Origin of the sequence: Streptomyces sp. DG1A-41, assembly GCF_037055355.1 — a bacterium.
Lineage (GTDB): Bacteria > Actinomycetota > Actinomycetes > Streptomycetales > Streptomycetaceae > Streptomyces.
Genome location: NZ_CP146350.1, coordinates 7571089 through 7583671, shown reverse-complemented (window position 1 = coordinate 7583671; position 12583 = coordinate 7571089). Strand labels below are relative to the sequence as shown.

8 protein-coding genes and 1 pseudogene are annotated in these 12583 nt (G+C 69.3%); 8 read left to right on the top strand and 1 reads right to left on the bottom strand.

Going from position 1 to position 12583, the window contains the following annotated elements; all coding sequences use genetic code 11:
• Nucleotides 1-13: 13 nt before the first annotated feature.
• The 8 genes from V8690_RS35265 (at nucleotide 14) to V8690_RS35230 (ending at nucleotide 10865) form a co-directional block, all read left to right on the top strand.
• A complete protein-coding gene (locus V8690_RS35265) occupies nucleotides 14-1681 on the top strand; it encodes an ABC transporter substrate-binding protein (protein WP_338784111.1) in 1668 nt (555 codons plus the stop codon).
• Between the two features lie 93 nt (nucleotides 1682-1774).
• Nucleotides 1775-2752: an ABC transporter permease gene (locus V8690_RS35260; RefSeq protein WP_338784110.1), complete on the top strand. Its 978-nt coding sequence runs from the start codon at nucleotides 1775-1777 to the stop codon at nucleotides 2750-2752.
• A 13-nt stretch (nucleotides 2753-2765) separates the two neighbouring features.
• Nucleotides 2766-3686, top strand: coding sequence for an ABC transporter permease (locus V8690_RS35255; protein WP_338784109.1), 921 nt, complete (start codon nucleotides 2766-2768; stop codon nucleotides 3684-3686).
• A 3-nt stretch (nucleotides 3687-3689) separates the two neighbouring features.
• Complete coding sequence (locus V8690_RS35250) at nucleotides 3690-4643, top strand: ABC transporter ATP-binding protein (protein WP_338784108.1); 954 nt, start codon at nucleotides 3690-3692, stop codon at nucleotides 4641-4643.
• Nucleotides 4640-5683: an ATP-binding cassette domain-containing protein gene (locus V8690_RS35245; protein ID WP_338784107.1), complete on the top strand. Its 1044-nt coding sequence runs from the start codon at nucleotides 4640-4642 to the stop codon at nucleotides 5681-5683. The genes V8690_RS35250 and V8690_RS35245 overlap by 4 nt, the downstream gene beginning before the upstream one ends.
• Entirely contained in the window at nucleotides 5680-7209 is a 1530-nt protein-coding gene (locus tag V8690_RS35240; protein WP_338784106.1) for a glycoside hydrolase family 32 protein, read from the top strand. The genes V8690_RS35245 and V8690_RS35240 overlap by 4 nt, the downstream gene beginning before the upstream one ends.
• An 84-nt stretch (nucleotides 7210-7293) precedes the next feature.
• Entirely contained in the window at nucleotides 7294-10776 is a 3483-nt protein-coding gene (locus V8690_RS35235; protein ID WP_338784105.1) for a glycoside hydrolase family 32 protein, read from the top strand.
• Nucleotides 10716-10865 (top strand): hypothetical protein, encoded by a 150-nt coding sequence (locus tag V8690_RS35230; RefSeq protein WP_338785564.1) that lies wholly within the window; start codon nucleotides 10716-10718, stop codon nucleotides 10863-10865. Before V8690_RS35235 ends, V8690_RS35230 begins: the two co-directional genes overlap by 61 nt.
• A 404-nt stretch (nucleotides 10866-11269) precedes the next feature.
• Here the strand turns inward: V8690_RS35230 and V8690_RS35225 are convergent.
• Nucleotides 11270-12562 (bottom strand): annotated as a pseudogene (locus tag V8690_RS35225) (IS256 family transposase).
• Between the last annotated feature and the right edge of the window lie 21 nt (nucleotides 12563-12583).

Below are 12583 nucleotides of genomic sequence, written 5' to 3'. Positions count from 1 at the left end.
GGCACCCTCCCGCATGCCTTCACGGCGGCCCCGAGCCGTCCTGAGAGCGGTCACCGCGACCGCCGCCGCGGCCCTGGTCCTGTCCGCCTGTACGGGTGGCTCGGGCGCCTCCGGCGCCGGTGACACCTCCGGCAACCAGCTGCTCACCATCCCGCGCGAGGACCTGGCGACGTTCACGCGCAACTTCAACCCGCTCTCCCCGCAGGCCGCCCCCATGACTCTGCAGGCGGTCTACGAGCCGCTGGTCGTACACAGCATGGCGGACGCCAAGGACACACCGTGGCTGGCCACCAAGTGGGAGCAGGCCAAGGACGGCAAGTCCCTCACCTTCACGCTGCGCGACGGCGTCAAGTGGTCGGACGGCAAGCCGCTCACCGCCGACGACGTCGTCTACACCTTCGAACTCCAGAAGAAGGTGCTCGGCGGCTTCGACTACCTCGACAAGGTCACCGCGGTCGACGCCCACACGGTGAAGTTCTCCTTCAACAAGCCCTTCTCGCCCGCCTTCTACGAGATCAGCGGCCACTACATCCTGCCGAAGCACATCTGGTCCAAGGTGAAGGACCCGGCGAAGTTCACCAACCCGAACCCGGTCGGCACCGGCCCGTACACCAAGATCGAGAAATTCCAGAGCCAGTCGTACGAGCTGCGCAAGAACCCCGACTACTGGCAGCCCGCCAAGCAGCAGATCGCCGGCATCCAGATGCTCGCCTTCTCCGGCAACGACAGCGCCAACATCGCCTTCACCAACGGCGAGGTGGACTGGACCCAGTCCTTCATCCCGGACATCGAGAAGTCCTTCGTCGCCAAGGACAAGAAGCACAACCACTACTGGTTCCCGGCCACCGGCGCCATGATCAACTGGCAGCTGAACACCACCAAGGCCCCCTTCAACGACCCGGCCGTGCGCAAGGCGCTCAGCATGGCCGTCGACCGGGACCAGATCACCAAGGTCGCGATGAACGGCTACGCCGAACCCGCCGACTGCACGGGCCTGGCCCGCACGTACGACAAGTGGCGTGACACGTCGCTGGCCGCTTCCTGCACCTGGACGAAGTACGACACCGACGCGGCGGCGAAGGCCCTCGACGCTGCCGGTTACAAGGAGAGCGGCGGCAAGAGGAAGCTGAAGAACGGCAAGAACTTCACGCTCGACATCTCCGTCGGCTCCGCCTCCTCCGACTGGATCTCGGTCGCCAACATCATCAAGCAGGACCTGGCGAAGGTCGGCATCACCGCCACCGTGAAGACGCCCGACTGGTCGGCGGTCTCGTCGTCGTACAACACTGGCACCTTCGACACCGGCATCGTGTGGAGCAACAACGGCGCCACCCCGTACGAGTACTTCCGCGGCGTGATGTCGACCAAGATGGTGCAGCCGGTCGGCAAGCAGGCCACGGAGAACTACCACCGCTTCGGCGACAAGAAGGCCGACAAGCTCATCGACGCTTTCGCCGCCGCAGCGGACGAGAAGACGCAGCGCGAGCAGATGAACGGCCTGCAGGAGCTGTACGACAAGGACGCGCCCGTCGTCCCGCTGTTCACCGGCCCCGAGTGGGGCGCGTACACGGATGCCCGCTTCACCGGCTGGCCTACCGAGAAGAACCCGTACGCCACCCTCGGCAACCGCAACGGCAGCACGATCCTCGTGCTCACGTCGCTGAAGCCCGTCAAGGGCTGACGCCGCCCGCGGACCGGCGGCCGTCCTCCTCCCCGGACGGCCGCCCCCGCACCGAGCCACACGTTCATCCCCCACTGACAGGGAGCACGACCCGTGCGTCTGATCCTGCGCAACCTGGGGTTCTATCTGCTCGCCTTCTGGGCCTCCATCACCCTGAACTTCGTTCTCCCGCGCTTCATGCCGGGCGACCCGGTCTCCCGGATGTTCGCGCAGGCCCAGGGCACGATGCAGCCCGACCAGATAGCCCAGTTGCGGAAACTCTTCGGCCTGGACAACCGCCCTCTCTGGGAGCAGTACGTCTCCTACGTCAAGAGCGTCTTCACCGGCGACCTCGGCATCTCCATCACCCGCTTCCCGACCCCGGTCTCCGACGTGATCGGCTCGCAGATCGGCTGGACCCTGCTCCTCGGTGGCGTCGCGCTCGTCATCGCGGCCGTGCTCGGCAACCTGCTCGGCATCGTCGCCGCCTGGCGGCGCGGCGGCGTCCTCGACTCCGCCTTCCCTCCCCTGCTGATCTTCGTCGGTTCTTTCCCGTACTTCTGGCTGGCTATGGGCGCGCTGTACCTGTTCGGGGTGAGCCTGGGCTGGTTCCCGCTGCGGCACGCCTACGACGTCGGTCTGACTCCCGGCTTCAACGGCGAGTTCCTCTCGAACGTCGCCACCCACCTGGTGCTGCCGGCGCTGACCATCGTGCTGGTCTCCATCGGCGGCTGGATGCTCGGCATGCGGAACACCATGATCGCCACGGCGGCCGAGGACTACATCACGATGGCCGAGGCGAAGGGGCTCAGCCCCTCGCGGATCATGTTCCGCTACGCCGCCCGCAACGCGTTGCTGCCCTCCGTCACCAACTTCGGCATGGCGCTCGGCTTCGTCGTCGGCGGCGCGCTGCTTACCGAGGTCGTGTTCGCCTACCCCGGCATCGGCTACCAGTTGCTGATGGCCGTCCAGGGCCTGGACTACCCGCTGATGCAGGGCATCTTCCTGACGATCACGGCGGCGGTGCTGCTCGCGAACTTCCTCGTCGATCTCGTCTACGTCCGTCTCGACCCGCGCGTCCGCGTCCGCTGAGGAGGTTGCCGACATGACCGCAATCGAAATCGCGACGGCCACCACGCCGACAGCCCCCGCGCGCACGTCCCGCCGGCGCGGACTGCTGCGCCAGCTCATCGACAGCAAGAAGGCGCTGACCGGGCTGATCCTGCTCGCTCTCTTCGCGGTGCTGGCCCTGCTCGCGCCCGTCCTGGCACCGGGCGACCCGTCGCTCATCAACTCCACGGGCAGCCAGGCACCCTCGGCCGCACACTGGCTCGGTACGACCGCCAAGGGACAGGACGTGCTCGCCCTCACCCTGTGGGGTGCGCGCAGCTCCCTCTTCGTCGGGTTCACCGTGGGGCTCGTGGCAACCGCGGTCGCCATCCTCGTCGGCCTGGCGTCCGCCTACTTCGGCCGCGTCGTGGACGACGCGCTGACCCTGGTCACCAACGTCTTCCTGCTGCTGCCCGGCCTTCCGCTGCTCATCATCCTGGCCGCGTTCCTGCCGCCCGGGACCTCCACCGTGGTTCTGGTCCTCGTCGTCACCGGCTGGGCGGGGTCGGCCCGGGTCCTGCGGGCGCAGGCCAAGTCGATCCGCGGCAAGGACTTCGTGGCCGCCGCCGTCGTCACCGGCGAGCGCCCCCTGCGGATCATGTTCCGCGAGATCCTGCCCAACATGGCGTCCGTGGTGATGACCACGCTGCTCGGCTGTGTGATCTTCGGCATCGGCGCCCAGGCCGGCCTGGAGTTCCTCGGCCTCGGCGACAGCAGCGTCGTCAGCTGGGGCACCAACCTGTACTGGGCCAGCAACGACGGCGCGTTGATGACCGGCACATGGTGGGCCTTCGTCCCCTCCGGGCTGTGCATCGCGCTCGTCGCGTTCGCGCTCGCGCTGGTCAACTACGCGGTCGATGAGATCACCAACCCGAGGCTGCGCAGCCGCCGTGCCCGCCGTGAGAGGAGGGGCTGAGCCATGGAACCCGTACTTGAGGTGAACGGCCTGCGCGTCGAATACCGCGGTGACGGACGCACCGTCGTTGGCGCCGACGACGTCTCCTTCTCCATCGGCGCCGGAGAGGTCTTCGGCCTCGCCGGTGAGTCCGGCTGCGGCAAGTCGACCATCGCCAACGCGGTGATGCGGCTGCTCAAGCCCCCGGCGGAGATCACCGCGGGCAGCATCCGCTTCCAAGGCCGGGACGTCCTCGCCCTGGACACACGGGAGCTGCGCGCCTTCCGCTGGCGGGAGATCGCCATGGTCTTCCAGTCGGCGATGAACTCCCTCAACCCCGTCCTGACCATCGGCGAGCAGATCGTCGACATCTTCACCACCCACGAGCGGATGAAGAAGCGGGCCGCGCGGGAGCGGGCCGGCGAGCTGCTTCAGCTGGTCGGCATCGACCCGGGAAGGCTGAAGGCGTACCCGCACCAGCTGTCCGGCGGCATGCGTCAGCGCGTGGTCATCGCCATGGCCGTCGCGCTGCGCCCCCGGCTGCTGATCATGGACGAGCCGACCACCGCGCTCGACGTGGTCGTGCAGCAGGAGATCATGGCGCAGATCCGCGATCTCCAGCGGGAGCTGGGCTTCTCCATCCTCTTCATCACCCACGACATGTCCCTGATGGTCGAGCTGTCGGATCGCATGGGCGTGATGTACGGCGGACGGATCGTCGAACTCGCCGACGCCAAGGACCTGTTCGCCAATCCGCTCCACCCCTACACCGAGGCTCTGATGAACGCCTTCCCGCCGCTGACCGGCCCGCGCCAGGAGCTCACCGGCCTCTTCGACGCCCCGCGCACCGCCGACAGCTGCGGCTTCCACGTCCGCTGTCCTGAGGACCGCTCGGACTGCTCCATGAACATCCCCGACCTGCGCGAGGTCGCGCCCGGCCGCTGGGTGGCCCGCAGCCTTCCAGGAGCCCCCCGATGACCGAACCCCTGCTGTCCGTACGCGGTCTGACCAAGGACTTCCAGGTCGGCACCGTCTTCTCCCGGCGCCGTGTCCGTGCCGTCAACGACGTGTCCTTCGACCTGCCGGCCGGCCGGATCACCGCCCTGGTCGGCGAGTCCGGCAGCGGCAAGTCCACCATCGCCCGCTGCCTCGCCCGCCTCGAACAGCCCACCGCCGGTGAGGTGTTGCTGGACGGCGAGGATGTCCTGCGCACCGAGCGGCGCCGGGCATCACGGGCGTACCGCCGCAAGGTCCAGATGGTGTTCCAGGACCCCTTCGGCTCACTCAACCCCGTCCACCGCATCGAGCACTTCCTCACCCGGGCCCTCGTCCTGCACAGCCACTCCGCCACACCAGAGGCGCTGCGCGAGCTGATGACGACGGTCGGCCTGACCGAGGACATGCTTCAGTCCTACCCGCACGAACTCTCCGGCGGCCAGCGTCAGCGCGTCTCCATCGCTCGCGCGTTGGCGGTGGAGCCACGCCTCATCCTGGCCGACGAACCGACGTCGATGCTGGATGTCTCCGTGCGCGTCGGCGTGCTCAACCTGATGCGGCGCCTGCGCGACGAGCGGAACATCGCCATGCTCTACATCACGCACGACCTGGGCTCCGCCCGCTACCTCGCGGACACCACGATGGTGATGTTCGCCGGCGAACTCGTCGAGGGCGGCGACGCACTGGCCGTCATGGACGCCCCCGCCCACCCCTACACCCGCCTGCTGCTGTCCGCTGTACCCGACCCCGAACGGGCCGGCAGCTACGACCCCGTCGAGCGCGCCAGGCTGCGCGAGGCGATCCTCAACCCCACGTCCTGCCCCTACGGCGACGATGGCACGTGCAGCCGCACCGAGCCCGTCCGCCACATCGTCGGCGAGGACGACGGACAACCTCACTGGGTGCGCTGCCACCTGCGCGCACCCGCCTCCGACATCGCCCGCCGGGTCCTCAAGGCCACCGACCGGCCGGACGGCGAGGCCACCGACACCACCGAGAAAGCGGAGACCACCGCCGCATGACCCACGACCTCACCTTCCCCTCCGGCGCTCCCACCGCCGAGGGGCTGGCCGAACGCGCCCTGCGCGACCCCCTCCGCCCCCGCTTCCACTTCACCTCGCCCGGTGGCTGGCTCAACGACCCCAACGGGCTGAGCCACTGGAACGGCGTCTACCACCTCTTCTACCAGTACAACCCGCTCGCTGCCGCCCACCACCGCATCCACTGGGGCCACGCCACCAGCACCGACCTCGTCCACTGGACCGACGAACCAGTCGCGCTCGTCCCCGGCACCACCGGCCCCGACCGCGACGGCTGCTGGTCCGGAGTCCTAGTCGACGACGGCGGTGTGCCCACGCTCGTCTACTCGGGCAGGCACGGCGAGCATGAACTCCCGTGCGTGGCCAGAGGATCGGCGGATCTGAGGTACTGGACCAAGGACCCGGCCAACCCGGTCATCGCCGCCCCGCCGGAGGGCATCGACATCACGGCCTTCCGCGACCACTGCGTGTGGCGGGAGGGCGAGCTGTGGCGCCAGCTGGTGGGCTCGGGAATCCGGGGTGCCGGCGGAACTGCCTTCCTGTACGAATCCGACGACCTGCGCAGCTGGCGCTACGTCGGCCCCCTGCTGACCGGCGACGCCTCGCAGAACCAGGGCGCACTCGACTGGACGGGCACCATGTGGGAGTGCGTCGACCTCTTCCGGCTCGGCGAGGACGAGGAGGCCGGCAGCACCGACGTCCTGGTCTTCTCCGCCTGGGACGAGGGCACCACCCACCACCCCCTGTACTGGACCGGCCGCTACCAGGGCGACACCTTCACCCCGACCGCCCTCCACCGCCTCGACCACGGCGGCCGCTACTTCTACGCCCCCCAGTCCACTCGCGACGAACACGGCCGCCGCATCATGTTCGGCTGGCTCCAGGAGGGCCGGACGGACGAGGCGAACGCGCAAGCCGGCTGGTGCGGTGTGATGTCCCTGCCGAGGGTCGTCACGCTCGGCGCAGACGGTGGCCTGCATCAGGCCCCGGTGCCGGAGCTGACCGAGCTGCGGGGGGAGCGCGTAGAGGTGGCTCCGGGCCGGCTGGCCGACTCGTACACCCGGCTGCCCGCCGTGCGCGGGGACCAGCTGGACATCGAGACGACCCTGCGTCTCGCTCCCGGAGCGACCGCCCGGCTCGTGGTCCGTGAGACACCGGACGGAGCGGAACGCACGGTCGTGGAGGTGAGCCGGTCGCACGACGGAGCGGGCATGCTCCGCCTGCACCGCGAGACCAGCAGCCTCGACCCGACGGTCGACACCGAACCCCGTTACGGCGAGCTGCCGTTGGACCCCGACGGGCGTGTCGACCTGCGCGTCCTTGTCGACCACTCCGCACTGGAGATCTTCGCCAACGGGCGTGCCCTGACCGCCCGCATCTACCCCACCCGCCCGGACGAGGCCGTCGGCGTCGGTGTCGGTGCCGACGGCGACGTGGCCCTGGAGCGGCTCGACGCCTGGCAGATGGCGTCGGTCTTCAGCGACGGACCCCGGCCGCTGTGGCCGTGACGGTCTTACACACGGCCACGGCCCGCGGGGTGGACGTCCCCCCGGGCCGTGGCCCACCCTCCCCTGTTCTCCTCAGGAGCTGCCATGAGCGTGTCCCGCCGTACCCTCCTACTCGCCGGAGGAACCGCCGCCACCCTGCTGCCTCTCGGAGGCATCCTCCCCGCAGCACAGGCCGCCACCCCGAGCGCCGCCGGAGCGACCCCCTCCGCCACCCCGATTCCCGACCCCATCCCCGTCACCGGCACCTGGACCCGCACCTTGGACGGCGGCCAGAAGGCGACCGCCGGCCGTCGCGGGCCCGCCCTCGCCCTGTCCGAGCAGCAACTCGCGACCAAGGGCAGGTACGCGGCCCGCGTCACACCCCAATCCGTCGCTTCGGTGGGCGCGTTGGTGTTCCGGGCGGCCCTGGACGGCTCGGCCGGATACGCGGCCGCCCTCGACCCGGGCCGCGCCCGCATACGGCTCTACGACCTGGCCAGCGGCCACACACTCGCCACCGCTCCACTTCCGGGCGCGCAGGCCGGAAAGCCCTATGAACTCGAAGTGGCAGTCGACGGACCCGAGCTGACGGTGCATGTCGACGGCAAGCGGCTCCTGCACACCGAGGACCACCGCCACGACACCGGCTCGGTGGGCCTGCTCGCCCAGGGCGGCACGGTCACCTTCGGCGCGCCCTCCCTCTCCTCGGTCACCACCAACCTCACCGGCTGGACCACGAGCGGCGGCACCTGGACGGCGAGTCCGCTGGGCTGGCGCGCGGCCCCAACCGAGGGAGCCACCGCCCGCGCGGTCACCACGACCAAGACGTACGACACCGCGCTCCAGGCCGACCTGCTCCTGCACGACGCATCCGCCATCGCCGCATTGCTCGTACGTACCGACGCCAAGGCCACGCGTGGCTACGGCGTCCAAGTCGACCCGGAACAGGGCAGGCTGCGGCTCTATCGCATCGACGGCGACGTCACCCTCGGCACCTACGCGACCACCATCAAGGCTGACACGGTCTACCGCCTGCGCGTCGAAGCGGAACACGACGAGCTGCGCGTGCACTGGCAGACCAACTTCCTCTCCCCCGACGGCTACACGCCGGTCATCACCGCCCAGGACTCCACCCACACGAACGGCCGACTCGCCGTCACGGCATCGGCTGGCGAGGTGTCCTTCGAAGACATCGCCGCTGCCGACCTTGCCACCGGCGTTCAGGGCTGGACGGACCGCTCCGGCACCTGGACCCCCGACCTGCGCGGCATCCGCGGCGAGAACGGCCTGCGCACGGCCCCCTTCACCGACGGCGACCTGGTGGCGAGGGCCGACATCACACCCGGCGACCGCTCCTCCTCGGCCGGCCTCGTCCTGCACGCGTCCGCGAACGGCTCCGGCGGCTACGAAGCCCGCCTGGAAGCCGGCCGCAACGCCGTCGTCCTGCTGGACCGCTCCTCCGGCACCCGCCTCGCCTCCGCCTCCGGCCCGGTCCGACCCATCGCGTCAGGCGGCACGTACCGCGTCGAGGCCCGCGCGACGGGCACAACCATCGAGGTGTACGTGGACGGCGTACGGGCGCTGAAAACCCGCGTGTCCCACACCAAGGGCGCTGCCTTCGGCACCGCGGCCGCGCACGGGACGTCGTACTTCCAGAACGTCGAGGTCCGCAGCACCGCCGACTACTTCACCGAGCCGTACCGCCCCACGTACCACTACTCCCAGCTCACCGGCTCCACCAGCGACCCCAACGGCCTGGTCCACTACGACGGCGAATACCACCTCTTCCACCAGGACCAGGGCCGCTGGGCGCACGCGGTCAGCACCGACCTCGTCCACTGGCAGGCCCTGCCGATCGCCCTGCCCTGGAACGAGTACGGCAACTGCTGGTCGGGCTCGGCGGTTGTCGACGCGGACGACACCTCCGGCCTCTTCGACGGCGGCTCGGGCCTGATCGCGTACTACACCAGCTACCACCCGGACAAGCCGGGCGGAAACGCCAGCGTGCGCATCGCCTACAGCAAGGACAAGGGCCGCTCGTGGCAGTGGCACGGCGGCTCGACCCCGGCCGTGCAGAACCCGGGAGGCCCCGACGCCGGCTGGACCTTCCGCGACCCGAAGGTCATCCGCGACGAGGCCCACGACCAGTGGCTGATGGTCGTCTCCGGCGGCGACCACATCCGCTTCTTCACCTCCACCGACCTCCTCACCTGGACCCAGGTCAGCTCCTTCGGCTACGGCGACTGGGTCACGCCCGGCGTCTGGGAGTGCCCTGACTTCTTCCCGCTACCGGTCGACGGCGACAAGGACAAGCTGAAGTGGGTCCTGACCCTGAGCACGGGCGCCGTACGCGCCACGAACGGCTCGGCCGCCCAGTACTTCACGGGTGAGTGGAACGGCACCGGTTTCACTCCCGACCAGAAGGCCGGCACGGTCCTGCGCGCGGACTCTGGCCGTGACTACTACGCCGCCATGTCCTTCTATGGCCTGCTCGACGACCGCCGAGTCTGGCTCGGCTGGATGAGCAACTGGGACTACCCCTTCAGCGCTCCGACCGGCGGCTGGAACGGCCAGCTGAGCACCCCCCGCGAACTGACCCTCACGGACACCGCCGACGGCGTACGCCTGGCGCAGCGTCCGGTCCCGGAGCTGGTAACGCTGCGCACGTCCACCACGACCCGCAAGGACTTCGCCGTGGGCCCCGGCTCCGCGAACCCGCTCGCGGGAGTCCGGGGCATCGCCTACGAGATCGAGGCCGAGATCACCCTCGGCACCGCCACGGAAATCGGCTTCCGTCTCCGGACCGACGACGACCAGTACACGACAGTCGGATACGACGCCGAGGCGCAGGAGCTGTTCGTGGATCGCTCGGCGTCGGGCCTGAGCGACTTCACGCAGTACTTCGCGGGTCGCACGACCGCGCCGATGAAGACGACCGACGGCCGCGTGACCCTACGCGTGTACGTCGACTCGTCCTCGGTCGAGGCATTCGGCGCGGACGGACAGGCCGCAGTGACCAGCCTGATCTTCCCCACGCCGGACGCCGACGGCATGGCCTTCTACGCCAAGGGCGGCACCGCACACATCGAGTCGCTCAAGGTGCACAGACTGGACAGCACCTTCCGCTTGGTGGATCGAATGAAGCCGCTGGTGGCCGCCCCGACCGGCGGTGAATTCCGCTCGGACCTCGGCAAGTTGACGATCACCCCGCCGGCCGCTGGTCGACGGACAGCGCGGGCCGCGCCGGAAGTTTCGACAAGGACTCCAACGCGATCTCGGCCCGCACGGCGACGGACGTGGACCTCACCACCCTGGTCCGGCTCGGCGGCCCCGACCCGGACACGGGCGGCGCCCTCTCCCTCCTCTGGCGCGCCTCCTCCGACGGCACAGACGCCTACTGCCTCAACATCGACCCCGACCTGCGCGCGATCCGCCTGGTCGCCAAGGCCGACGGCTACTTCGACGACGCCGCCGCCCTCGCCCGCGTCCCGGCCCTGGTCCGCCGCGGCACAACGTATCCGGTCCGCATCCTCACCGAGGGCGACCGCATCCAGGTGTTCCTCAACGGCGAGCGGATCATCGACGTGACGGACACGACGTACACGAGCGGACACATCGGCCTGAATGTGTTCGGAGGGAGGGCGGCGTACCAGGACACCTACGCAAAGGAGCTGTGACCGCCGGTCCGCCCACCCAAGACGATTGGGCCCGTACAGGCTCCGCCCCCGAGGCTCCGTGTGCCTCAGCGTCGGGGATCAGCGCGACACTGCGGATATCTTCAACTGCGGCTACGCCCTCCAGGAGAAGGATGCCTACGTGCGCGGCGCGCGAGCGGACTGTCCAGCACGGGCCCACGAACCACGAAGCGTGTGGCGCTGACTGGGCGAAACAGCACCACACGGCAGCGTCGGACACTGCGGCAAGGATTCGCTGGAATGCCTCCGCCAGGAGAGCTACTCCTCGTCCGGTTCATCACGCTCGGGCGGCTGGTCGTAGGCGCTCAGGAGCCCTGCGATGCGCTGTTCGCGCGTCTTCAGGCACCGAATCTGTCAATCGAGCGGTGTAACTGGGGTGGTGGGGGTTACTGACGGGCTGCGGAGAGGCGGCCGTCGAAGGTGATGTCGAAGGCGTTCAGCGCGGTCTTCCAGCGCATGGTCCAGCGGGCCTGACCCCGGCCGGTGGGATCGAGCTACATGATCGCCATGTAGACGCACTTCAGGGCGGCCTGCTCGTTCGGAAAGTGTCCACGGGCCTTGACCGCCCGCCGGATCCGCGCATTCACGGACTCGATCGCGTTCGTGGTGCAGACGATCCGCCGGACCTCAGCGTCGAACCGCAGGAACGGAGTGAACTCCTCCCAGGCGTTCTCCCACAGCTTCACGATCGCCGGATACTTCTTCCCCCAGGCGTCGGCGAACTCCGCGAAGCGTTCGAGGGCCGCGTCCTCGGTCGCCGCGGTGTAGACGGGCTTGAGGAGCTTGGCGATCTTGTCCCAGTCCTGACGGGCGGCGGAGCGGAAGGAGTTCCGCAGCAGGTGGACCACGCAGGTCTGCACCACCGTGCGGGGCCAGACGGTCTCGACGGCGTCGGGCAGGCCCTTGAGCCCGTCGCAGACGAGCATGAGGACGTCGTTCACGCCTCGGTTCTTGATCTCGGTGAGGATGTGCAGCCACTGCTTGGCGCACTCACCGCCGTCGCCGGCCCACAGGCCCAGGATGTCCCGGCGGCCCTCGGTGGTGGCGGCCAGGGCCACGTAGATGGGCCGGTTGGCGACGGCGCCGTCGCGGATCTTGACGTGGATCGCGTCGATGAACACCACCGGATAGACAGCATCCAGGGGCCGGTTCTGCCATTCGGCCATGCCGTCCATGACTTTGTCGGTGATCGTGGAGATCGTCTGGCGGGAGACATCGGCGCCATAGACCTCCGCGAGGTGGGCCTGGACCTCACCGGTGGTCAGGCCCTTCGCGGACAGGGAGATGACCATCTCGTCCACGCCGGTCAGGCGCTTCTGCCGCTTCTTGGCGATCTTCGGCTCGAAGAATCCGTCGCGGTCGCGGGGCACTGATATCTCGACCGGGCCGACGTCGGTCACGACGGTCTTGGCGCGGGTGCCGTTGCGGGAGTTGCCGCCGTTCTTCCCGGCGGGGTCGTGCTTGTCATAGCCGAGGTGGTCGGTGATCTCGCCCTCCAGGGCGGACTCCAGCAACCGCTTCGTCAGCTGCTGCAGCAGCCCGCCCTCACCCGTCAGCTGCAGGCCCTCGGCCTGGGCGCGGGAGACCAGCTCGTCGATCAGCCGGTCGTCCACCGCCTTCGACGGCTGCGGCTCCAACGGCTCGACAGTCCCGGCCTCGGTCACGTTCTCACTCGTCATCGGTGCATCTTCCTTGATCGG